Source organism: Arsenicicoccus cauae (assembly GCF_009707125.1).
In the GTDB taxonomy this organism is placed as follows: domain Bacteria; phylum Actinomycetota; class Actinomycetes; order Actinomycetales; family Dermatophilaceae; genus Arsenicicoccus; species Arsenicicoccus cauae.
Genome location: NZ_WLVL01000038.1, coordinates 1 through 22,577 on the forward strand (window position 1 = coordinate 1; position 22,577 = coordinate 22,577).

The 22,577-nt window shown below is 71.6% G+C and carries 21 protein-coding genes and 1 pseudogene; 8 read left to right on the plus strand and 14 right to left on the minus strand.

Going from position 1 to position 22,577, the window contains the following annotated elements; all coding sequences use genetic code 11:
• Positions 1-123 precede the first annotated feature (123 nt).
• The 6 genes and pseudogenes from GGG17_RS10225 to GGG17_RS10245 form a co-directional block, all read right to left on the minus strand.
• Entirely contained in the window at positions 124-837 is a 714-nt protein-coding gene (locus GGG17_RS10225; protein WP_154593640.1) for a DUF998 domain-containing protein, read from the minus strand.
• Positions 830-2,107, minus strand: coding sequence for a glycosyltransferase (locus tag GGG17_RS10230; protein ID WP_154593641.1), 1,278 nt, complete (start codon positions 2,105-2,107; stop codon positions 830-832). Before GGG17_RS10230 ends, GGG17_RS10225 begins: the two co-directional genes overlap by 8 nt.
• Positions 2,108-2,177: 70 nt before the next feature.
• On the minus strand, positions 2,178-2,624 hold the full coding sequence (locus GGG17_RS10235) for an SRPBCC family protein (RefSeq protein WP_050347197.1): 447 nt from the start codon (positions 2,622-2,624) through the stop codon (positions 2,178-2,180).
• A 237-nt stretch (positions 2,625-2,861) separates the two neighbouring features.
• The gene (locus GGG17_RS16515; RefSeq protein ID WP_230082894.1) at positions 2,862-3,626 is read right to left on the minus strand and encodes an NAD(P)/FAD-dependent oxidoreductase; all 765 of its coding nucleotides are present in this window, start codon (positions 3,624-3,626) and stop codon (positions 2,862-2,864) included.
• A gap of 70 nt (positions 3,627-3,696) precedes the next feature.
• Positions 3,697-4,041, minus strand: a pseudogene (locus GGG17_RS17350) (FAD-dependent oxidoreductase); the annotation flags it as partial.
• 85 nt (positions 4,042-4,126) lie between these two features.
• Positions 4,127-5,605 carry a cryptochrome/photolyase family protein gene (locus GGG17_RS10245; protein ID WP_154593643.1) on the minus strand — a complete coding sequence of 493 codons (1,479 nt, stop codon included), beginning with the start codon at positions 5,603-5,605 and terminating at the stop codon, positions 4,127-4,129.
• Between the two features lie 163 nt (positions 5,606-5,768).
• Here GGG17_RS10245 and GGG17_RS10250 point away from each other — a divergent pair, with 163 nt between their 5' ends.
• Positions 5,769-7,016, plus strand: a complete 1,248-nt coding sequence (locus GGG17_RS10250) for an ATP-binding protein (protein ID WP_288799519.1) — start codon at positions 5,769-5,771, stop codon at positions 7,014-7,016.
• 12 nt (positions 7,017-7,028) lie between these two features.
• Here the strand turns inward: GGG17_RS10250 and GGG17_RS10255 are convergent, their stop codons facing one another.
• The 3 genes from GGG17_RS10255 to GGG17_RS10265 all read right to left on the minus strand — a co-directional run bounded on the left by GGG17_RS10255 (position 7,029) and on the right by GGG17_RS10265 (position 11,542).
• Positions 7,029-7,919, minus strand: a complete 891-nt coding sequence (locus GGG17_RS10255; RefSeq protein ID WP_283809794.1) for an HsdM family class I SAM-dependent methyltransferase — start codon at positions 7,917-7,919, stop codon at positions 7,029-7,031.
• 4 nt (positions 7,920-7,923) lie between these two features.
• Complete coding sequence (locus GGG17_RS10260; RefSeq protein ID WP_195849201.1) at positions 7,924-9,726, minus strand: coiled-coil domain-containing protein; 1,803 nt, start codon at positions 9,724-9,726, stop codon at positions 7,924-7,926.
• Positions 9,727-10,321: 595 nt separating this feature from the next.
• Positions 10,322-11,542, minus strand: a complete 1,221-nt coding sequence (locus tag GGG17_RS10265) for an ATP-binding protein (protein ID WP_311966595.1) — start codon at positions 11,540-11,542, stop codon at positions 10,322-10,324.
• Positions 11,543-11,758: 216 nt separating this feature from the next.
• On the opposite strand from GGG17_RS10265, the gene GGG17_RS10270 reads away from it, so the two are divergent.
• Together GGG17_RS10270 and GGG17_RS10275 are read left to right on the plus strand one after the other, a co-directional pair.
• Positions 11,759-12,430 (plus strand): VOC family protein, encoded by a 672-nt coding sequence (locus GGG17_RS10270; RefSeq protein ID WP_154593645.1) that lies wholly within the window; start codon positions 11,759-11,761, stop codon positions 12,428-12,430.
• Positions 12,427-13,263 carry a hypothetical protein gene (locus tag GGG17_RS10275; RefSeq protein ID WP_230082896.1) on the plus strand — a complete coding sequence of 279 codons (837 nt, stop codon included), beginning with the start codon at positions 12,427-12,429 and terminating at the stop codon, positions 13,261-13,263. The genes GGG17_RS10270 and GGG17_RS10275 overlap by 4 nt, the downstream gene beginning before the upstream one ends.
• Positions 13,264-13,361: 98 nt before the next feature.
• On the opposite strand, the gene GGG17_RS10280 is transcribed toward GGG17_RS10275, so the two are convergent.
• The 4 genes from GGG17_RS10280 to GGG17_RS10295 all read right to left on the minus strand — a co-directional run bounded on the left by GGG17_RS10280 (position 13,362) and on the right by GGG17_RS10295 (position 17,500).
• The gene (locus GGG17_RS10280) at positions 13,362-13,709 is read right to left on the minus strand and encodes a rhodanese-like domain-containing protein (protein WP_154593646.1); all 348 of its coding nucleotides are present in this window, start codon (positions 13,707-13,709) and stop codon (positions 13,362-13,364) included.
• 125 nt (positions 13,710-13,834) lie between these two features.
• The gene (locus tag GGG17_RS10285) at positions 13,835-14,695 is read right to left on the minus strand and encodes an Fpg/Nei family DNA glycosylase (protein ID WP_154593647.1); all 861 of its coding nucleotides are present in this window, start codon (positions 14,693-14,695) and stop codon (positions 13,835-13,837) included.
• Between the two features lie 85 nt (positions 14,696-14,780).
• Positions 14,781-15,947, minus strand: a complete 1,167-nt coding sequence (locus tag GGG17_RS10290; protein WP_154593648.1) for an App1 family protein phosphatidate phosphatase — start codon at positions 15,945-15,947, stop codon at positions 14,781-14,783.
• A 74-nt stretch (positions 15,948-16,021) separates the two neighbouring features.
• Positions 16,022-17,500, minus strand: coding sequence for a hypothetical protein (locus tag GGG17_RS10295; RefSeq protein ID WP_154593665.1), 1,479 nt, complete (start codon positions 17,498-17,500; stop codon positions 16,022-16,024).
• A 178-nt stretch (positions 17,501-17,678) separates the two neighbouring features.
• Here GGG17_RS10295 and GGG17_RS10300 point away from each other — a divergent pair, with 178 nt between their 5' ends.
• From GGG17_RS10300 to GGG17_RS10320, 5 genes are all read left to right on the plus strand, one after another.
• Positions 17,679-18,293 carry a hypothetical protein gene (locus GGG17_RS10300; protein ID WP_154593649.1) on the plus strand — a complete coding sequence of 205 codons (615 nt, stop codon included), beginning with the start codon at positions 17,679-17,681 and terminating at the stop codon, positions 18,291-18,293.
• Positions 18,294-18,355: 62 nt separating this feature from the next.
• The gene (locus GGG17_RS10305) at positions 18,356-18,964 is read left to right on the plus strand and encodes a copper chaperone PCu(A)C (protein ID WP_154593650.1); all 609 of its coding nucleotides are present in this window, start codon (positions 18,356-18,358) and stop codon (positions 18,962-18,964) included.
• On the plus strand, positions 18,964-20,250 hold the full coding sequence (locus GGG17_RS10310; RefSeq protein ID WP_154593651.1) for a Dyp-type peroxidase: 1,287 nt from the start codon (positions 18,964-18,966) through the stop codon (positions 20,248-20,250). The genes GGG17_RS10305 and GGG17_RS10310 overlap by 1 nt, the downstream gene beginning before the upstream one ends.
• A gap of 37 nt (positions 20,251-20,287) precedes the next feature.
• A complete protein-coding gene (locus tag GGG17_RS10315) occupies positions 20,288-20,458 on the plus strand; it encodes a hypothetical protein (RefSeq protein WP_154593652.1) in 171 nt (56 codons plus the stop codon).
• 131 nt (positions 20,459-20,589) lie between these two features.
• Positions 20,590-21,312, plus strand: a complete 723-nt coding sequence (locus GGG17_RS10320; RefSeq protein ID WP_154593653.1) for a class I SAM-dependent methyltransferase — start codon at positions 20,590-20,592, stop codon at positions 21,310-21,312.
• Between the two features lie 29 nt (positions 21,313-21,341).
• Here the strand turns inward: GGG17_RS10320 and GGG17_RS10325 are convergent, their stop codons facing one another.
• Positions 21,342-22,373 (minus strand): small ribosomal subunit Rsm22 family protein, encoded by a 1,032-nt coding sequence (locus tag GGG17_RS10325; protein WP_154593654.1) that lies wholly within the window; start codon positions 22,371-22,373, stop codon positions 21,342-21,344.
• Positions 22,374-22,577: the final 204 nt, after the last annotated feature.

Consider the following 22,577-nt stretch of genomic DNA (forward strand, 5'->3'; position numbering starts at 1 on the left):
CCCTCGTCTGGTGAGTGCAAACGAGCCCCGCAGCGGATCGACCGACAGATCCTGTTAAAGACCCTCAGTCAGTCAGACGCTGAGTCAGGACGACCGCTGCGGGGCTCACTCACATCATCACTGTCAGTCGGGGGCGGCTCGCTCCCGCCACGGGAGCTGCCACCCCTGGCGTGGGCGCCAGGACAGGAACCTCCAGGCTTCGAGGAGCAGGGCGGTGACGATCGCCACCACTGACACGGCTTCGGCGACCCCCCGGGGGATCACGGCACCCGAGTCCCCGAGGAGGTGGTCCAGGCAGGCCACCAGCGCCACCGCGCCCAGGCTGCGCCGCACGTGCAGGACCCGGCGTCGTCGTGCGCGGCGCGCCACACCCCCGGGCGGCAGGGGGGCGGAGGCCGCCTCCGCCGAGATGAGCACACCTGCCGCGGTCATCGGCAGCGTGAGCACCGCGCCCACCATGTGCACCCCATGGCTGACGTCCGAGGGGACGAGTCCCAGCAGCAGCAGGCCCGCCCCCAGCGAGGTGGTGGCGAAGGTCAACGGGCGCCCCCACACGCGCCGCACGCACCAGGAGGCTGTGGCGACAGCGATGCCAGCGACGACGAGACCAAGGTTGAACGACGCCGCGTGCTGCGAGCACATGCGGTAGCCGTTGCGCACGACGCAGGCGTGCGACCCCAGGTCGCTGATCATGCTGTGGTGCCAGGAGAAGGCGGGCGACGCCGTCAGCAGACCCATCACCCACACGACGGTGAACGTCGCAGTGCCGACCACGATCAGCCAGGCTCCCAGCCTGGCCGTCCCCTGCGGTGCCTCGTCCTGGTCGGGGTCAGGCACGGCCCACCACGTCCTCAAGCCAGCGCACGGCCGCGCCGACGCCGTCCTCCTCGCGGACCCGGTCGCCCAACGCGCGGGCCCGAGCGACCGTGCGTGGGCTCAGCGCCCGCGCAACGAGCCGGGGAAGCATCGGGACGGCGACGGCGGGCGCGCGCAGGGCCGCAGACGGCAGGCCGACCGGAGCGACCCCCAGGGCGTGGAGCCGGTGCGCCCAGTAGAACTGGTCCGCCATGTGCGGGACCACCACGGACGGTATGCCCGCTCGACAGACCGCACCGGTGGTCCCTGCCCCGCCGTGGTGAACGGCGAGCGCCATACGTGGCAGCAGGGCGTCATGAGGCTCGGGACCGATCAGCCGCACCGGCGAGCCGGGCGGGGCTGGAGCGGACGGGACCGCCGCGGTTGAGCCCAGCTGCACCACGGCCCTGAGACCGTGCGCCCGACAGATCCCCTCGACCAGGGGCAGCAGCCTGCCCGGCTGCAGCGACGGCATAGAGCCGAACCCCACGAACAACCACGGCGGGCCCGGGTCGTCGAGCAGCCGGCGGGTCTGCGCCGACAGCCCTCCGGCGCGCGGGGTCCACCACCCCGTCACCGTGGCCCTGGCCGCAGGGCCGGCCTGCCCATGCGCCGGCGCGCACACCTCGGCCGGGACCAGGGCCGGGGAGTATGCGTAGAGGGACCCCAGGTCGGTGGTCAGGAATCCCTCGGACCGGGTGGGCATCACGCGCATCCGCCTGCCAGACCGGCGGCGTTCGAACCCCGCGAGGAGCGGCTCGCCACGACGCTGGACCGACCTGGCGGACCGCCGCACCGCCCCCGGCAGCAGCCACGAGTAGGGCAGCAGCGGCATCGGGCCGTCGAGCCTGCTGGGCTCGGGCCAGAGGTGGGCCCGGACCACGGGCACCTGGTGGTCTCGCGCAGCCGCGACCGCCGTCATCGCGAAGGTCGAGGCGACCACCACGTCGGCGCCGTCGAGGGAGTCGGCCGTCGGTCCCCCGGCCGAGAGGAGGTAGTCAGCGAAGAGGGCCCGGGCGCGGTAGAGGCCACGAAGGTCGCCCCGGCGCAGGGAACGCGCCGCCGGCCCCGCCAGCAGGGTCGACGGGTCACTGTCGATGCCGACGAGCTCGACGCCTTGACCCCCTGCGGGCAGCAGCGACCGGTGGGTGACGAGGACCACCTCGTGGCCCGCGGCGAGCAGCCTCTCGGCCAGGGCCACGAACGGCACGACGTCGCCGTGGCTGCCGATCGCGACCAGCACCGCTCGCATGTCTCTCCGATCCCCCGGACACCAAAAGGTGCCGCGCCCCTGCTGGCAGCCTATCGAGCCGCGATGACGCTTAATGCTCCTCGACGCAGGCCAGCCGCCGCAGGAAGGACTGCACCAGCGGGGCTGCGATCCTCGCGCCCAGCGGCCCGGCCAGCGGGAGGGAGGTGCCGTTGACGCTCAGCTCGGTGTCCAGCACGGCACGGGTGGTCCCGGGGGCCACCTCCTGCAGCTGCAGACACATCCGTATGTCGGCCCGCCCCGGTCCCCAGCGCTGGCGACCGGAGGCGCAGATGACTGCCCGGTGCGCGGCCTCGTCCCGCTCCTCGTACCTGCCCGCGCCCGCGAACGTCAGCGTCAGCAGCCCCACCCTGACCGCCACCTCACCGGTGAAGCTCTCGTGCGTCGCCTCGGTGATGGTGCCCCCCGGGAAGGATGCGGCGACGACACGGCAGTCCGTCGCCCGGGCCCAGACGTCCGGCAGCTGGGCGTCCAGGACGGCCTCGTGGTGCAGGTGCACAGGTCTACCTCCGTGGTCGGCCCGGGTCGTGGTCCCGGCCTCCCCCATCATGACCCAGGTGGGCGCGCCCGGGCCGACGGATGTCAGGTGCGGCGCCGACCGGGGTCAGCGATGCGTCCGGAGGGGCGGCCCCACCCCCTCATCGAGAGGCGCCAGATGGGGGTTATCCGGGCGATTTGACCCCCGTATGCCGCCTCTCAACGTCTCGCGCAGGGGGTCGTGGGGCCGAGGAGGTCGCTAGACCCTGCCGTCCAGCAGGGCGTGGAAGTAGATGATGGGCTCGACGTAGCGGTCGAAGAACCACAGGTCGGCCCGGGGCCGCGTCAGGTCCGTCCACGAGACCGTGGGTTGGGGCTGCAGCTGACGGTCGAACTCGATGAGCATGAGCCTGTGTCTGTCGGTGGTGATGGGGATGACGGTGTAGCCGTCGTAGCGCCGCGGCTGTCGGCGGCGGCGGGCGAGCGAGATGTTGGCGGCAAGGACCTCCACCTGGCGGCGCAGCGCCCCTCCGGATGGTCGGGTGCGAAGGTCAGCGACGTCGCCCAGGCTCCAGAGCGACGGATGGCGCCGGTGGGCCAGGGTCGAGGGGTCCACGTCCACCAGACCCGCGGGGTGGTCGCCCGCGAGCGGAGCAAGCCACCGGGGGGCCCGGTAGGCGGGAACGATGAAGGCGTGCTCGACGTCCTGGATCGTCGTGTCACCACCGTCGCCCGACAGGGTCACGGCGCAGCTGTCGTGCGAGACCGACGTGACCGTGCTGCGTCGATGCACCGTGACGCCGTTGCGGTCGAGCTCCGCCTGCAGAGTGTCCTCGACGAAGGGGATGTCCAGCACGCCCGCGTAGGGCGTGACCAGATGCAGGTCGATGTCGCCGAGCAGGCCCTGCCTGCGCCAGTGAGCGGCGGCCAGGAAGAGCGGCTTCAAGGCCGTGCCGCCGCAGGGCGAGGGCTCCGGCGGGATGGATGAAGACGACCCGGCCCCGCCGCAGCCTGCGGACGGCATACCAGACATCCTCGGCGCGATCGGTCAGGTGGGCGCTCGACGACCAACCGGCCTCCATCGCCTCCGCGAGCCCGGGGGTGGCCGGCAGGTCGGGGTCGAGCCCGGTGGCGACGACGACGTCGTGGTAGCCGATCTGGTCGCCGGAGGCGAGGGTGACCGTCTTGGCGTGGGGATCGATCGCGGTCGCGGTGCCGCGGAGCCAGGTGACGGACCTCGGCACCACTGACGCTGTCGGTCTGGTGAGGGTGCTCATCCGGGCCTGGCCCCCGGCGACGTAGTTGAGGAGCGGCCGGTAACGGTGCAGCTCGCCTGGGGCGATGACCACGACGTCGCGGCACCCCAGGCGTGAGGCACGCGCCGCCAACGAGATGCCGGCGTTGCCGGCTCCGATGATGACCAGGTCGTGGCGTCTCACGTGGCCTCCGAGTATGGGACGGGACCGACCCTAGGGCCCGTTGCCCGCGCATGTCGAGGTCAGGAGGCGCACGCCGTGGTGGACGTCAGCCGAGCCAGGCCGCCGCGCGCTCCAGGTGAGCCGACTGTCGCGCCTCGTCGAAACCGTCCCAAAGGGCCGGGATGCGGCGCGAGCGATGGTTGGCCTCGAACACCTCACGATGATCACGCACGAATGCCCAGTAGAGACCGTCCCAGTCCTTGCGCCAGTCCCCGGGCGGCAGGTCCGACATCGACGTGAGGTAGTTGCTGCCCGACACATAGGGCTTGGTCGTCATGGCCTCGCCGACGGCGAACTGGCTCATGGCATAGACGTTGGGCACCATCACCCAGTCGTAGGCGTCGACGAACATCTGCATGAACCACTCGTAGGCGTCCGCCGGGTCCGTGCGCAGCAGGCACATCGCGTTGCCGAGCACCATCAGCCGCTCGATGTGGTGGGCGTAGCCGGTGTCCAGGACCCGAGCGACCACCAGGTCCACCGGCAGGAGCCCCGTCCGTGCCGTCCACCAGCCCTCGTCCAGTGGCCTGGTGTGCCGAAGGGTGTTGGCGGTGCGGATCCGCCGACCGTAGAGGTGGTACGTCGCGCGTATGTACTCCCGCCACCCGATGATCTGCCGCACGAAGCCCTCGAGCGAGGCGAGCGGCACGTCCCGGTCGTCCGCGGCGGCCAGCACCGTGTCGAGCACCTCGGAGGGGGTGAGCAGACCGATGTTGAGCATCGGGGTCAGCAACCCGTGGTGCACGAAGGCGTGCCGGCTGGAGATGGCGTCCTCGTAGGGCCCGAACAGGTCGAGCCGCTCGACGACGAAGTCGCGCAGGTGCTGGCGGGCCTCGTCGTGGGACGTCGGCCAACCGAACGTGCGGGGGTCGCCCGGCGCGTCCGGGAACTCCTGCTCGACCCACGTGATCGCTTCCCGCACCTCCGGCGCGTGCTCGGTCACCAGGCGGACCGGCGGCGGGTGGTAGCCCCGGGGCAGCTTCTTGCGGTTGTCGGTGTCGAAGGACCAACGACCTCCGACCGGGGCGCTGCCGTCCACGAGGACGTCGAGGCGGCGCCGCTGCCAGGTGTAGAAGTGCTGCATCCGCGCGGGGTGCTCGGCGAACCAGTCGGTGAGCTCGCGCCGGGTGGTCAGGAAGCCGGGCGTCTCCAGCACGTCCTGCGGCTGCAGCCGGTACCCACCCGCGGCCAGGGCGTCGGTCAGGCCACGGGCGAGCCAGTCGTCGTGCACGTCATACACCTGCACCTGGGACGGGCGCCGATGGCGCACGAGGGCCGCCAGACGATCAGCGGTGGCCGCCTCCGCACGGGAGTCGATCATCTCCACCGTGTGGCCCCGCTCCGTCAGCCGTCGCGCAAAGCGTGCCATCGACGCCCGGTGGAGCACGAGCTTGTGAGCGTGGAAGGCGTACTGCCGCAGCAACAGATCGTCCTCCACCAGGACGAAGGAGGTCCCGCGGGGGGCATCCAGATGCGTCTCGAACAACTGGTGGGGAAGCACGAGGCGTAGCACCGGACCGGTCATGAAGCTCACCTTGTCACGTCGCCACGTCCAACAGCTCGGTATGCCGAGCTCAGCGCCCCCAAGCTGCGGGCACAGGCCGATCCGGCGCCGGATCCTGCACGGAGTAGACTGGGAGACCTGCAAAAGGTAGTCTAGGGCACCTGCAAAAGGTAGCGTAGCGCTCGTGCCCTACCTCTCTCGGACCGTTGACGCAGAACTGGACGAGCTCCTGCCCGGGGTCGCCGCCATCGCCCTGGACGGGCCCAAGGGTGTCGGCAAGACGGGCACGGCGCTCCGCCGCGCCGACGCCAGCTGGCTGCTCGATGACCCTGCACAGCGGGAGGTCGTGGCCGCGGACTTCTCCATGAGCGCGGCGCCACGAGGCACGCTGCTGATCGACGAGTGGCAACAGCTGCCTCAGGTGTGGGACTCGGTGAGACGGCAGGTCGACGCGGGCGCCCCGCCCGGGCGCTTCCTCCTGACCGGGTCAGCGACCCCGGTGGACGCCGCGGGGGCGCACAGCGGCGCAGGCCGGATCGTGTCCCTGCGGATGCGCCCCATGACGCTGCACGAACGCGCCCAGACGCAGCCGACCATCTTCCTCGCAGCGCTGCTGCGCGGGGAAGCCGAGATCGGTGGCACGTCCACCCTCGGTCTCACCGACTATGCGGACGCCATCACCCGCAGCGGGCTGCCCGGCATCATGGGCACCCCACCACGGGTGCGCCGGACTCTCCTCGACTCTTATCTCCGAAGGATCGTGGACCGGGATCTCCCCGACGCGGGGGTCGAGGTCCGCCGTCCCCAGACGCTCCGCCGCTGGTTGACGGCGTATGCCGCGGCCTCGTCCACGACCACCGCCTACTCGCGCCTGCTCGACGCCACCACGGGTGGCGATGGCTCCCAGCCCGCCAAGACGACCACGATCGCCTACCGCGACCATCTGACGCGCCTCTGGCTGCTCGACCCCGTCCCGGGGTGGATCCCGGCCAACAACCCCATCCGGCGGCTGCAGCAGGCGCCGAAGCACCAGCTCGCCGACCCAGCCCTCGCGGCGCGCCTCCTCGGACTGAGCGCATCCGACCTGACCTCCACCACCGGCGTCCATATGGCGGGGCCCCTCTTCGAGTCGCTCGTCACCCTCGACGTCCGCGTCGCCGCTCAGGCCGCCGAGGCTCAGGTCCACCACCTCCGCACCAACGGCGGGGAGCACGAGATCGACCTCATCGTCGAAGGCCCCGCCGGCACGATCCTCGGCATCGAGGTCAAGCTCTCCCCCACGATCACCGACAGCGACGTCCGCCACCTGCACTGGCTACGGGGTCAGCTCCCCGACCGCGTCGTCGACCTGGCCGTCATCACGACGGGCGCCACGGCCTACCGCCGCCGGGACGGGGTCGCCGTCATCCCTCTCGCGCTTCTCGGACCGTGACCCCCAGCGCATTCAGGAGGCCGGCCGCCCCAGTTGCTCCTCCAACGCGGTGGCCACAGCCTCGAGCTCTTGCAGAGCGGCGGTGAGGTCCTCCACGATCTCGCGCGCCAGCACGTCGGGTGAGGGCAGGTTGTCGAGGTCCTCGAGGGACTTGTCACGCAGCCAGGTGATGTCGAGGTTGGCCTTGTCGCGCGCAGTGATCTCGTTGTAGGTGAACGGCTTCCAGCGTTCACCCTCCTCGCGCCCGCTTCGCCTGCCCGGCTTGTATGCCGTGACGAAGTCCTCGAGATCGGCTCGTCGGAGGGGGTTCTGCTTGAGGGTGAAGTGCTTGTTCGTGCGTAGGTCGTAGACCCAAAGACGCTCGGTCCAGGGCTGGCCGGGACGAGCGACCTTCTTGTCGAAGAGCACATTGGCCTTGACGCCCTGGGCGTAGAAGATGCCGGTCGGCAGACGCAGCACCGTGTGCAGGTCGAAGTCAGTGAGAAGCTTCCGGCGGATGACTTCGCCAGCGCCGCCCTCGAAGAGCACGTTGTCCGGCAGCACCACCGCGGCGCGACCGTTGGTGTCCAGGATCGTCATGATGTGCTGGACGAAGTTCAGCTGCTTGTTGCTCGTGGTCGCCACGAAGTCCTGACGCTCGATCTCCCGGTCCTCACGGACCTCGCGTCCGTCTGCGCCGATCATCGTCAAGGACGACTTCTTCCCGAACGGCGGGTTGGACAGGACGACGGACCAACGCCGGCCCGGATCGGCGATGAGCGAGTCACGGACCTGGATGAGCGAGGCGCCGTCGGCCGTGCCCATGCCGTGGAGCAGGAGGTTCATGGCGGCCAACCGGGCTGTGTCGTCGACCAGCTCGAATCCCGCGCAAGGGTCGCACCCAGCAGCGTCAGGGTGTAGCAACCCCTCACGAAGTCTTTGTGTTTGTCAGGTGGGGTCCGATATATCCAACCACCACGTAACCGTGGTCGACGGTGCAGTCGAGCAGGTAGAGCCGCGGCGAGATCATACCCTTTTGCTGGATGCGATAGTGAGCTTGCATGAATGCCCTGGGGCTTCCGGTTACCTCAGGTGGCACGGGCAGCGTGCGCTCCCTCTTGGCCTTCGTGTTGTTGGCCACCCACTCGGACTCGACAGGGACGAACTTGCCGGGCGCTGCGGCCGAAGGGATGGAGACTCCCGGGGGAGGGCTCGATAGATAGGTGTGCAAACTCCCCCTATGGGTCCGGGAGCACACCAAGTCGGCAAAATGTTGCAGCGTGTCACAGATGTCGGAAACGCGAGCCGCCCAGGTACCGACGTCATCGTGGGCCTGAAGGCCCAGTGTCGTCTTGTGGTCGCCGGTATATATCACGCGGGGCCACCGCTGCTTGTCTTGGAAGCACTCAAGGAGCGCAGCCATGCTGTCTGGGGCCTGGGCCGCGCTTGCCCGTACCACGGCGGAGTCAACGGTCGCCCGTTGCTCCGGAGCGACCTGCTGTCGCAGCACGGCCATGCGGGCATCTGTCTCACGCAGCTCGTCCTGTGTGACGGCATGATCCAGCTTCTCGTCCTCGAGGAGAGTGCGGACCTCAACCAATTCGTCTTGGGCCTGCTCAAGATCTCCTTGGAGGTCGTTGATGCGGGCAAGGGCGGCCCTCTGAGGTGCATCCTGTGCAGCTGCGGAACGAGCGACTCCAACCAGGGCGGCGACGCGCGCTAGGGCGTCGTCCGGGGACAGAGCGACCTCGCCCAAGATTGTCGTCAACCGTGCGGTAAATGTGTCGAGAGCCGCGGGGCTGACCGGCGACGGCGCCGGCAGGTCAAGCGGGGGCACGACAGGCGCAGGCGCAAGCGCCTCGGAGAAGAGCCGGTTCTCTTCACGGTCCAGCAGACGCTCGAGTCGTTGCGCCTCACGAGGGAGCGGTCGCTCGACCGCGGCGCGCAGCGCGCCCTCCCAGACGAGTCTCTGCAGGAGGCCGTCGCTCAAGGAGACCATGGCCCCCACGGAGAGAACCCGGTGGCGACGGGCGTCGACTGCATCTGATAGGTCGACAGCGGGCAGATAGGTGCGTAATGACCCTTCGCCGATCCCATATCTCGAACCGACAGCTTCGCGGAAGAGTGGAGCCGTCCCAGGCGTCAGCACATAGGCGGCAGCCATACCGGTCGTATCGCTGAGCACCGAAGCGACGTGGTCCCGCCACTTTTCCGGATCAACACCGCTGACGTGAGCAGCCACGAACACCGGCACATGGCGGTTTGGGTCGACGAGGGCCTTGATCAGGTCGTCGACCTCGTCCTCACTGGCGACGATGCGGGGGACGGGGCCCAGCGCGGCGGGGCCGTCCGTGGCCTGAACCTCACTGAGAATGTTTCGGGCGAGCCTGGGGACCGCAACCATTTTGAGCCGCGGACCATGTGGACCGCGCTCTTGGTGCGACGCGGGGGCCTCCACGTCTAGCCACAGGAGCGACGTGTGCCCGCCAGCAGCGTGAGTCAGTCGTGTCGTCCACCGCACGCCGCCGGGCTTGGTCTCCTCCAGGCGATAGCGCCGGGCGTGCAGGCCCTCCCCCCGAGGGTGGTGCTCGACGACAACGAGGCGGGTGTCCCGGCCGACCTTGTGCTCGCCGGGCTCCAGGTTTCGAAAGTCGAGCTTCTTGTGGCGCAGCCACTCCTCCACGACCTCCCGCGCTAGGACCTCGACGGGGCGCTCCCCGTGGATGGTCATCAGTGCGCGATATCCGAGCGGCATGATGGTTCTCCTGCGTGGTGGGTGGTTTAGTAAGGCGGTAAGGAGGCTCCTTTCTACCCGATTATTTCGCTGTCGGTGGCGAGCATGGTGGACGGCGCCTCACAATTAAGGCGTCGTGGATGACACCGGCAAGTCGGGGCCCACGGGTCTCCGGACCGCGCTGGTGAATGAAAGTCCGCCAGGGCTCACCACTGCCGACAATGGCAGATGGACGCTCGCCAAACCTGCCTTTTGTGGACTGTTGCTGGCGCGGTCTTGGTCGGCCCGGTGGGCATAGACCGTACGACGGGCTTCACCCCTCAGGGCGGTCGCAGCCCCCGGCGCGGCCGTCCATGGCGATCGCCCTAGCCCAGGCCTCATAGCGGCGTGCCGACGGTGGTGAGTTTCGGAGTATTACACGGTCCGGTTCGGGCGTGGTCGGGACCGATCCAGGCCCGGCCGTTTCATCGCAACCTGCCCCCACTGGGTGATAGCAGGACCTGCACTCCAACGTCGCCGCTGCGCCCTCATTTTGAGGGTCGACTCACAGGACGGTTCTCGCGGCTCGCGGACAGAAGTGGCCGCCTGACAGCTACTCGTCGCCGGCGTGTGCCCTCAGGTAGCGGCCGAAGTGGGGAACGGTGAACGCGATCCGCCCCCGCTCCCCCGAGTAGATCAACCCCTTCTTCATCAAGGCGTCCCGCGCCGGCGACAGGGACTGCGGCTTACGGCCGAGCAGCGACGCGACGGCCGACGTGGCCACGGACTCGGTCTCGTCCAACGGCCGCCCGGCCTCCGCCTCGGCCAGCGCCGCGTCCGCCATGGCCCGCAAATACTCCCGCTCGGCCGGCGTGGCCCGCTCGTACCGCGACCCGAAGAAGCCCACCGCCAGCTCCTCCTCCGCCGCCGGCGCCGCCACGCGCACGTCCTCGGCGGTGATCGGGGAGGCCGGGGCCGCGTCCCACGCCACCGCGCCATACGCCTGGATGAAGTAGGGGTACCCACCGGTCACGGCATACATCTCCGCCAACGCGTCCTCCGCGAAGGCCGCACCCTCCGACTCGGCCGGCGACTGCAGCGCCTGATCGGCCGCCCCGCGCGCCAGTCGGTCGATCCGGTTGTAGCGAAACAGCCTCTCGCTGTAAGACTTCGAGGCCGACAGCACGGCGGGCAGGTGGGGCAGCCCGGCACCGACCACGATCAGCGGCGACCCCTGCTGGGACAGCTCATGGCAGGCCGCACACAGCGCCGACACGTCCTCGGCGTGCAGGTCCTGCATCTCGTCGATGAAGACCGCGATCCCCCGCCCCACGTCCGCCGCGAGACCCGCACAGTCCGTGAAGAGCTCGACGAGATCGATCTCGATGTCGCCCGAATCGGCCCGCCCTGTAACGGCGGCCACGTCGATGCCCGGGTTCCACCGGTCGCGGATCTTGGCCTTGGGATCCACGTCCCGCTGCGCGAAGGCCTTGATCACGCCGAGGACCTGGTCGACGTCGTCGCCCTGCGGGTGCCCCAGCTCGCGCACGGCCGTGTGCAGGGCAGACGCGAGCGGGCGGCGCAGGCGCTGGTCGGGCCGCGCCTCGAGCTTGCCCGTCCCCCAGTGAGCCCGGACCGCCGCCGAGCGAAGGGCATTGAGCAGCACCGTCTTTCCGACGCCCCGCAGGCCGGTCAGCACGATCGACCGCTCCGGACGACCCCGCGCCACCCGCTCCAGCACGACGTCGAAGGCCTTCAGCTGCTCGTCGCGCCCCGCCAGCTCGGGCGGTCGCTGGCCGGCACCAGGGGCATAGGGGTTCTTGATCGGGTCCACGCTCGCACCCTATGCGGCCATCTAGCGGCGACCCGAGATCTCGGCATACACGACCAGCGTGTCGCGGCCCGGCGACGATCGTCTCGGATGCCGGAGCCTACTTCTGGGCCTAGATACCGCCATACGGCCTGATGAACGGCACGACGACGCGCCCCGACCGACCCACGGGTCGTCGAGCAACCGCCCAGCCTGGTCCCGAAAAGGTAGGTTCGAGGCATGGCTCTCGCACGCTACGTGGACCTCACCATCGACGCCGCCGACACGGCGACGCTGGCGATGTTCTGGTCCCGCGCGCTGGGCCTGCGGATGGAGGGCGATGACGAGAACGGCTTCCGGCTCGTCGGCGACGACGAGACCGACACGGTCTGGATCCGCCCCCGCCGGGCCTCCCGCCAAGAGCGACGCCGCGTTCACCTCGACATCTACGCCGCCAACATCGACGACCTCGTCGCCGCAGGCGGCACCCTCGTCGACCAGGGCAGCTATCCCTGGGACCTCGCCCTGGACCCCGAGCAGCGCGAGCTCGGCGTCATCGTCCGCCCCAGCGACAAGCGCCGCATGTACCAAGTCGTCGTCGACTCCCCCGACCCCGAGGCGAACGCCGCCTGGTGGGGGCGCGTCCTCGACACCAAGGTGCACCAGGTCCCCGAGGACCCTGATGCCGCCTTCATCGAGCCGGTGCCGGGCGCGCCGTTCGAGTCCATCGTCTTCGCCCGCGAGACCGAGCCCAAGACGGTCTTCAACTCCATGCGCTTCGCGGTGTCCGCGCAGACACCCGACGTGCTGCTCCTCCTCGGCGCCTCGTTGTGCGAGGAGGAGTGCCCCGATCCACGACGGACGTACCTCCGCGATCCGTTCGGCAACGAATTCACCTGGGTGGCACCATGACTCTGCAGACCGGCACGCACCAGTTCACCGGCCGGATCCTCGGCCTCGGCTTCGACGAGGGCACTCGCATCGTCGTCGGGCGCTGGACCCGATCGCCCTACGGCGACTTCACCGACGTGATGGTCGAGCGCCGCGACGGACACCGCATCCTCCTCGCCCCCACGCAGGAGATCGCCGACACGGTGGCGGCGCTCTACACCTTCGACGAGGTGCAGGTCGTGCCCGTCGAGGCGGCGACGCGCGGCCGCGTGCTCACCCTCACGGCCGGCCCGCTCGGGCTGTCCGCGACGATCGGCGAGCGCACCGCGATCGGCAAGGCGCTGAGCATGGTGCCGAGCGCTCTCAGCAGCCGCGCGTGGTGGACCCGCGTCACCGACCCCATCGCGCAGGCCCTGCTGCGCGGGGTCAGCACCCGCGGCACCACCGCCAACGGCCTGCCTGCCACGTATGGCGCCACCGACGTCCACGCCGTCACGGACGCCACCGCCACGTGGGACGGATCCGACCTGGGCGCGCTCGTGCCCGTCTCGCCGCCCGTGCGCTTCGGCTTCGGGTCGACGCCGCCCGAGCCCAGCCTCACCGCCCTGACCACGACCATCCAGGTGCCCGAGCCCGACCCGCTGACCGGCGTCATCGACTGCTGGGGCGTGGGCGCGCTCCGCGACAAGCAGGCCCGCGACGCGGCGGCGGCCGGTCGCGGATCGGCCGCCCGCGACCAGGACGAGCAGGCGGCGGATTCGCAGGAAGCGCGGGCAGCACGGGCCGAGGGCGCCGAGGGCCAGCTGCCCACGCCGCTCACCGACGCCAAGCGTGAGGGCGACCTCCCCCGCTGACCTGCCTCGGCCGAGATGCCGCTCGTATGACGATGCCGCCCGCTAGCGCTGTCTAGGCCATGCGCTAGCGGGCGGCATACGACGTCATCGTCGACTGGTCACATCACGTCGGGGTCACCGCCCTGCTCGGAGACCAGGGCACGTCCCGCGGCCTTCCACCCGAGCATGCCGTCGGTGACGTTGGCTGCGTCCCAACCGTTCTGATTGAGCCAGGCGGTCGCGCGCGAGGCCCGGCCACCGCCGCGGCAGGTCACCGGGAGCACGTCCACCTCGGGGAGCTCGCCCCGCCGCTCGACCAGCTCGTCGAGCGGGATGTGGATCGCGCCCGGCGCGTGGCCGAGGTCCCACTCGTCCTGGTTGCGGACGTCGAGGATGACCGCGTCGTCGTCGAGCTCGTCACGACTGATCTGGGGCACGTCGGGCTGGGCGTCTGCGGGGATCGTCATGAGTCAACTCTGCCACCGGCCCGGCCCCGCCCGCCATACGTCCCGCGGCCGCCGAGCGCGCCCGCAGCCGACCCAAGCTGAGCCCCCAGCTCACAAGAGGTCGCCGGGGCCCGGCGTGTGGGCGGCTACTTGAGGAACTTCGAGGTGCGGCGGTCCGCGAGGGGCTTGCCGCCGGTCTGGCAGGTGGCGCAGTACTGCAAAGACGAGTCCGCGAAGGACACCTCACGCACCGTGTCGCCGCACTCGGGGCAGGGCTCGCCGGTGCGCCCGTGCACCCGCATCCCCGCGCGCTTGGCGTCCTTGAGCTCGGCGGCGGGCTTGCCGGACGCGGCGATCACCGCGGACGCGAGGGTCTCGCGCAGCGCCTCGTAGAGCGTGGCGACCTGGCCCTCCCCGAGCGCCGCAGCCTTGGCGAACGGCGACAGGCGCGCGACGTGCAGGATCTCGTCGCTGTAGGCGTTGCCGATCCCCGCGATGACGGACTGGTCGCGCAGGACGCCCTTGATCTGGGCGTTGCGGGCGCCGAGCAGCGCGGCGAAGGCCTCCAGCGTGAACGCCTCGGCGAGGGGGTCCGGGCCGAGCCGGGCGATCCCCGGCACCTCGGCGGGGTCGGCGACGATGTATGCCGCCAGGCTCTTGCGGGTCCCCGCCTCGGTCAGGTCGAAACCGCCACCGGACGCCAGGCGGACCCGCACGGCGACAGGAGACTTGTTGGGGCGCAGCACGGTACGCGGCATCTCGTCATACCACCGGAGCCAGCCGGCCTTGGCGAGGTGAAAGACCAGGTGGAGCCCGTCGCAGTCGATGTCGACGAACTTGCCGCGCCGCGCGACCCCGGACACCAGGAGGCCGTCGAAGGCCTGCGGGGCGGGGGCATAGGTCTTGAGCACGGAGAAGGACCCGAGCTCGACGGCGGTGATGGCGTCGTCGACGACCCGCTCGGCGAGGAAGTCGACGAGCGCCTGGACCTCGGGCAGCTCGGGCATGGGCTCATCCTGCCCCAGCCTCGCCGGGCCGACAACGGCTGTCGGCCCGGCGAGGACGGGCGCGTATGACGCAGGGCCGCAACGGTCAGAGCGGGTTCTGGTCGTCCCGCCCGGGCTGCGCGGCGAGCGCCTCGGCGTGGGCGGCCGACTCCTCGACGTCGGGGTGATGGTGCGCCCCGCCGTCGACTTGGTGGAACGCCGAGCGCAGCCGCCGCGCGAGGTCGTAGCCGTCGGGCGCGCGGTAGACGGGCGTCGTCGCGTTGATCCGCTCGATGGGCTGCAGCTCCTCGTTGGACACGGGCAGACCGTGCGACAGCACCTGCTCGGCGGGCGTCAGCTCACGGATCGCGATCAGCTCCACCACGTCCGGGTGGTCCTCCGCGAAGTCGGAGTAGAGCTTGGGGTCGTGCTGGCCGTCGTCCCCGACGAGCAGCCAATGGATGTCCGGGAAGTCCTGCCACAGCCGGCGCAGGTTGGTGCGCTTGTGCTCCTGCCCGGACCGGAACCACCCGGTGTTGGTGGGGCCCCAGTCGGTGAGCAGCAACGGCCCGCGCGGGAACCCGTGGCGGGCGAGGAACTGCGTGAGCGTCTGGAAGGTGTTCCACGCGCCGGTGGACAGGTAGATCACGGGGGCGCCAGGGTAACGCTCCTGCAGCTCGCGGTAGAGCGGCGCCATGCCGGGCACCGCGCGGCGGGTGTTGGAGTGGACGACGAAGGTGTTCCACGCGGCGATCATGGCGCGCGGCAGCATCGTGGAGATGACGGTGTCGTCGATGTCGGAGACGATGCCGTACCTCGTCTCGGGGCCGATGACCAGGACGGGCGCGTCGGCGGGGTCGGAGTCGGGCGACTGGATGGTGGCGGTGTGCCAGCCTGCGTCGAGGCCGGGCTGCTCGACCCACACGTCGACATAGCCGCCGCGGTCGGTGCGGCCCTCGACGGTCTTGTCGCCCAGGCGGATCGTCACCGGGGCATTGGCGGCGGGCGGTGGGGTCGCGAAGGACCGCCACCCCCGGTCGCGCTCCTCGCCGCGCAGGTCACGCACCGCGTCGTCGCGCCTCGGGCTCTCCTGCGTGGACTCGTCGCCGGGACGGGCCATCTTGATGCGGCCGAGCACGCGCACCCGCTCGGGCGTGCCGTAGCCGGTGTGACCGATGGCCTGGGTGCGCCAGCCACGCTCGCGCAGGATGCCGGTGATCCGGCGGTGCCAGGCGTCCTCGAGCAGGGACGCGGTGTGGGGTCGTGAAGCCATGCCCAGACCCTATGCGGCCGCTCCGGCGCGCGGGGGCGATGCCGCGAAGCTGCCTGCCGCACCCCGACCCCGGGTCACTGCCGCGCGCCTCCGAGACCGAGCAGCGCCGCGATCCCCAGGGCGCTGCGCGGGTCGTAGGCCACCCGCCACAGGCCGCCGTGGGCCGCCGCCCGCGCCTCGGCCTGCCACGGCAGCAGCTCGCCCTGCGCCGCGGTGCCGTTCCCCGCAGTGCGGCCGCTTCGACGCAGGTCGTCGACCAGCAGCGCGGCCATGAGCGTGTTGCTCGTCGCCGGCTCGAACACCTCGATGCCGAAGAAGTGGGCGCCGGCATACGCCGCGGCCAGGGCGCGGTTCTTGGTGACGGAGCGGGTGCGGGTGGGCGGGGCGACGTTCATGGACACGACGCGTCCGTCGTGGGCGGCCACGGACGCGCGCCACCGGTGGACCCGCTTGGCGAGCAGGTAGTTGGGCCCCTGCTGCTCGACGATGCTGTCGGAGATCGCGACGTGCTCGCCGGGCGCGTACTGCCGCCGCAGCAGCCGGCCACCGCTCGCAACGCGCAGCGGCGTGCGCACGTAGCGGCCCAGCGTGCGCTCGCCGTAGTTGCGGGTGGCCTGCTCCACCGCGTCGGCCGGCACTACGAAGGCGTCCGTGGGGGTCGCGAGGAACGCGAGCGCCAGGTCGTCGTGGCGTCCCGCGAGGTGGGTGGTCAGGGCATCGACCGCAGTCGTGACGCGGACGTTGGTGGCGCCGTCGGCATACACGTAGTTGCCGAGCACGAGCCGGCCCTCGAGCCCGTCCAGCCAGCGCGCGACGGCCCCCAGGTCGTGCAGGAGGTCGGCTCCCGCGCGTTCGGCCAGCCGCGCGTCGCTCGCCTCGGGGTCGGGAGTCGGTATGACGAGCCGCCCGGCGCCTTCGCGGGCCGCCGTCAGGACGCGGCGCCACAGGTCAGGGCGGGGCAGGTCGATGCCCACGACCTCGCCGCCCCAGCGCAGGATCGAGCGCAGCGGGCCCATCTCGGCGCCGGCCCCGAGCACGACGACGCGCTGGTCGCGCAGGTCGAGCCACTCCGGGTGGTCCAGGACGCGCTCGACGGCCAGCTGCACGCCGGGCTCCACGACGCCGTCGCGCACCCACTGGTCCAGGCGTCGGCGCAGCTCGTCGCCGCGCAGCCGCCGCCCGCGGTAGGGGAGGGTCAGCTCGCGCTCCGGCTCGGCCGTCCCCTCGACGGTGGCGGCGTGCAGCGGGGTGCCCACCTCGTCCAGGCCCGCCTGCAGCCGCTGGTCGACGCCGCTCGCGCCGACCCACCGCATGTGGTCGTGCAGCGCGCCCAGCCCCTGCCGCGCCACGGTCAGCGCGGCGTCGCGGTCCTCCATCCCCACCTCGACGAGGCGGCGGAAGTGCACGGCGTACTCCTTGCGCCAGGCCGTCTCGCGACGCGCCGCGGACGAACCGACCGGGTCCACGCCGTCGAGGGCGCGGGCGACGACCTCACGGCCCACGGCGCTGGTGCTGCGGCGCCCGTCTGCCTGGGGAAAGACGACTCCGGTCATGTCGGCCACGAGGTGCTCCTTGGGGTGGGGAGGCGGTGCTCGTGCAGCCAACCACAGCCCTGCAGCGGGCGCGACGGCCGATCGTGTCGTATGCCGCTCTCTGCGTCTATGACTAGACGGCCATAGAGGGGGCCAGAGGCTGGGGCGCGGACACCGGAGCCACACCTAGACTGGCGGCATGATCACGCCGGCCGGGGGACGACTGCGCCTGCTGCGCGCGGGCACCCTCGCCGTGGTCATGCTGGCCCTGGCCGCGCTCGCCCACCTGCTGGGCGCAGGCGCGCTGCCCGGGCCCGGCGTCCTGGCCGTCCTGCTCGGGCTCGTGCTCGCGACCTGCCTGACCGCGAGCGCCCGACGCCTCGGCGCCGGGTCGATCGGCGCGATCCTCGGCGGCGGGCAGCTGGCGCTGCACGGGGCGTTCACGGTGCTGGGGACGACCGGCGCCGACCCCGAGTCGCTCGGGCACGTGGTCGGCAGCGGGCACCACGCCGTCCTGGTCACCCACGCGTGGCCTGCCCACGCCGCGGCCGGCGGCCACGGGCACCTGTCGCTGACGATGCTCCTCGCGCACGTCCTGGCCACCGTCGTCACGGCTGCCGTGCTGGCGCGCGGCGAGCGCGCCCTGTGGCTGCTCGCGAGCTGGCTGGCGCCCGTCATACGGCTGCTGCTGGATCGTCCGGCCCACTGGGCACGCCCGGCGGCCATCTCCGTCGCCGTCTCGCGCCTGCGGTCGGCCGAGCTCGTCCTCGCGGCCCCGCGCCGTGGTCCTCCGCTGGTCGTCTGCGCCCGCTGACCTCGCGTCAGCCTCACCTGCCCAGACCTCACGACACCAGTCAGACCACTAGGACCACACCCATGCCCAAGCGCATCGCGCTGCCCTGCGCCGTCGTCTCGTTCGCCCTCGCCACCGCCGCGTGCGGCTCGGGAGCCTCGACGACGGGCGGAAGCTCCACCACCGCCACCACCAGCACCAGCGTCAGCCCTGCTGCGACCGCCACGACGTCGGTCAACCACCGCTCCCTCACGGTCAAGGACCCCTGGGTCAAGGCCGTCAAGGGCGGCATGACCGGGCTCTTTGCGACGCTCGTCAACGAGACCGACCAGCCCGTCACGGTCGTCGCCGCCGAGAGCGACGTCGCCGCCACCGTGCAGCTCCACATCACCGACAAGGACACCTCCGGCGCGATGGTGATGAAGGAGACCCAGGAAGGGTTCACCGTCCCGCCGCACGGCACGTTCGAGCTCCGGCCCGGCGGCAACCACGTCATGCTCATGGGCCTGCGGCGACCCATCCTCTCCGGCACCGAGACGGTCGTGACCCTGCAGGACGCGAACGGTGGCCACGTCCACGTCCACGCTCCCGCGCGGGAGTTCAACGGGGCCAAGGAGACCTACGGCGGGATGTCGATGACGCCCAACGGCACGCCCTCCGCGCCTGCGTCCGCGACGTCCCACGCGCACTGATGCCCGTCGACCAGCACAGCGCCGACCAGCGCGGGGTGGACCGGCGCGACGTCCTGGTCGGCGGCCTCTCGGCGCTCGGCGGCCTGGCCGCCGGCGCCGCCGGTGGGGTGGGGGTGGCGCGATCCGGCGCTGCCCCCGCCCCGGCGGGTTCCGGCCCTGGTGCCGGCTCGGGCTCCGAGGCGGACCACGCGACCACGGTGGAGCTGGCGGGGTCGCAGCGGCGGCCCTTCCACGGCGAGCACCAGCCCGGGATCATGGACGCGCCGCAGGCGCACGGCGTGTGGGTGGCCATGGACCTCGTGCCCGGCGCCGACGTCACGGCGTTGCAGCGGCTCATGCGGATCTGGACGCAGGACGTCGCCCAGCTCATGGCCGGTCGGGCGCCGTATGCCGACTTCGAGCCCGAGCTGACCGCGACCACCGCCTCGCTGACGGTGACGGTCGGGATCGGCCCGCGGGTGCTGGGGCTGCGCGGCGTGACGGCGACGCGTCCGACGTGGCTGCAGCCGCTGCCGGCGTTCCCGCAGATCGACCGGCTCGACCCGCGCTGGTCGGGCGGTGACGTGCTGCTGCAGATCTGCGCCGACTCCCCGATCACCGTCTCGCACGCCCAGTGGGTCCTCACCAAGGAGGCCCGCACCATCGCCACCGTCCGCTGGGTGCAGCGGGGCTTCCGGCAGGGCCACGCGGTGACGCGGCCCGGCGAGACGATGCGCAACCTCTTCGGCCAGGTCGACGGGACCGTCAACCCGGTGCCGGGCCGGGACGACGCGGTGGTGTGGTGCGGCCCGTCCGCGCCGCGCTGGCTGCAGGGCGGGACGACGATGGTGCTGCGCCGCATCGCCATGGACCTCGAGACGTGGGAGGAGGCCGACCCGCTCACCCGCGACACCTCCCTCGGCCGCCGCCAGCGGGACGGCTCGCCCCTGACCGGCCGGGCCGAGACCGACGCCCCGGACGTGGCCGCAACCGATCGCCTCGGGCTGCCGGTGATCGACGAGTTCTCGCACGTGCGACGGTCCCTGCCCCACGAGAAGGGGCTGACCGACCGCTTCCTGCGGCGTCCGTACAGCTACGACGACCCGCCCGACCCCGGTCGGCTGACCAACGCCGGGCTGCTGTTCGTCGCCTACCAGGCGGAGCTCGAGCAGTACCTCTCGGTGCAGCGGCGGCTCGCCGAGGCGGACCTGCTCAACACCTGGACCACCCCGATCGGGTCGGCGGTCTTCGCCATACCGCGGGGGTGTCGTGAGGGCGAGGTGCTGGCCCAGGACCTGTGGGCGTGAGCGCCCGCGCCCCGGTGGCGCGCCGTAGCCTGACGGCATGAGCAACGACGCGACGCGCGACGAGCAGACCGAGACGGACGCTGACCAGACCGACGGTGGACCCACCGCGCTGGGCCAGGAGGACGACCTCGGCGACGTCCCCGCCGCCGCCGGCGGCCAGGACACGTCCGAGCCGGCGCAGGGCGAGGGCGAGCAGAGCTCCTACTGACGCGACGCCCCGCTCGCCGCCCACCATCGAAAGGCGACACATGGGGGTCATGACGGCGCTACAACCCCCATTTGTCGCCTTTCGACGACAGGGGTCGGGGGCTGTCGCAGGGGCCCGCTAGCGTGCCAGCCATGACGACGGCCAGGGACGACGAGGTCGCCAGACGCGACGCCACCGCAGAGCTCCGGCAGGCCCATGACGTGCTGGCCGGGCTGTATGCCGAGCGCCTGGCGGGGCTGCTCGACCAGATGCCGCTCGAGCGCGGGATCCTCGCGGCGTTCTGCGATCTCGTGCGCGCCGCCGCGACCGGGCGCGCGGTCGAGACTCCCACCGTCGGCGACCTCGGATGTGGGACAGGCAGGTTGGCGGCATACGTGATGAGCCACGGGATCGCGGTGCGCGGGCTGGACCTCTCCCCCGAGATGGTGCGCGTGGCACGACGGGAGCAGCCCGGGCTGGACGTGCAGGTGGGCGACGTGCGGGCGCTGCCATTCGGGGACGGCGAGCTGGACGGGGCCATCTGCTGGTACTCGCTGATGTACCTGCCGCCGCAGGACCGACCGGGGGCCTTCGCGGAGCTGGCTCGCGTGGTGCGGCCGGGCGGCTACGTGACGACGGCGTGGAAGGTCGGCGACGACAGCGCTCGGCGCGGCGGCGTGTCCCTCGGCCTGGGCATCGGGTTCGACATCTGGTGGATGTCGCAGGACGAGCTGACGGGGAGGTTCGAGGAAGCGGGGTTCGAGGTGGCGTTCTGGGGCGGGCGGCCTGCAGACCCGGACGAGCAGCAGCCGCAGGGCTATCTCATCGTCCGGCGTAGCGTCCACCAGCGGAGTATTGCGGAGAGACGAGATTGACCTAGCGCCTCTGATCGGCACCCAGGGCGTCAGTGCTGCAGGGCGTCACCCCAGTCGAGCTTGCGGGCCTCCTTGTAGGCCGCCCCCTGACGCTTGGAGACGAGGCGCTGCGCGGCAGTCCCGTCCGCCTGGCACAGCGGCAGCCCCACGAGGCCCTTGCGGATCATCGGGTGGCGGATCACGCGGCCGGCATACGGCTCGACGGGGAGGCGGGTGGCGAGGACATAGCTGAACTTCTCGTCCTCGGAGGACAGCTCGGCGCCCTTGACGGCCCGGTGCAGGGCAGAGCGCTCGACCCGGGCGGGCAGGTGGCACCAGTCGTCGCCCGCCAGCGGGCACGGGCCCTGGTGCGGGCAGGGCGCGGCCACGCGAAACCCGGCCCCCACCAGCACCTCTCGCGCCCCGAGCACGCGCCGATAGCCGGCCGGCGTCCCAGGCTCCACCACCAGCACGGTGCTCGCCACCGACATGGCGGTGGCCACGGCCTCGTGCCGCAGCGCGTCCGGCAGCTCGCCGACGACGTACGACAGGACTGCCAGATCGGCGGGGACGCCCTGCTCACCGGCGAGGTCGGACGGCAGGGCGCTGCGACCGAGCGTCCAGGGCTGCCAGCGCGACTCACGCAGAGCGGCGACCGTCGACGCCGTCGCCAGCCCTGCGCCCAAGGCCCTGGCCGGCTCCGACTGCTCGAGCACGTCGACCTGCTCCAGCTCCGGCGCCCACGCCGCCACGGCCCACCCCGCCGCACCCGTGCCCCCACCCAGGTCCACGAGACGGCGTACCCGCAGCGACGGCACCGCATCAGCCGCCTGCTCGAGCACCGCGCTCAGCGCCGCGACGGTCGCGGGCATGCGGTAGGCGGCATACGCGGCCACGGTCACCGGGTCGTCGAGGATCACCGACGCCGGGACGGAGCCCGAGCGATAGGCCTGGATCAGCCTCGCCACCCGCCCCGCGAGCGCCTCCACGCGATGGCCTGCCAGCGTCTCGGCGAGCACGTCACGCAGCTCGTCCACCACCGCCCGGGGGTCGTGGTCCGGGCGCGCGAGGTCGTTCGGCATACGCACCAGTGTGAGCCATCCCGACCGCTCGCCGAGCCGGCCAACCGGTCGGCGACCCACGGCGTGACCGATCGGGGACAACCCTTGTGCCCGACGCAGTCTCGCCGCGTCCCCATGGCCACCACGGTCGGCACGACCATCGAGTGGTAGGACTTCTTCATCTACGCGAACGTGGCCGCCCTGCTCTTCGGCAAGCTGTCCTTC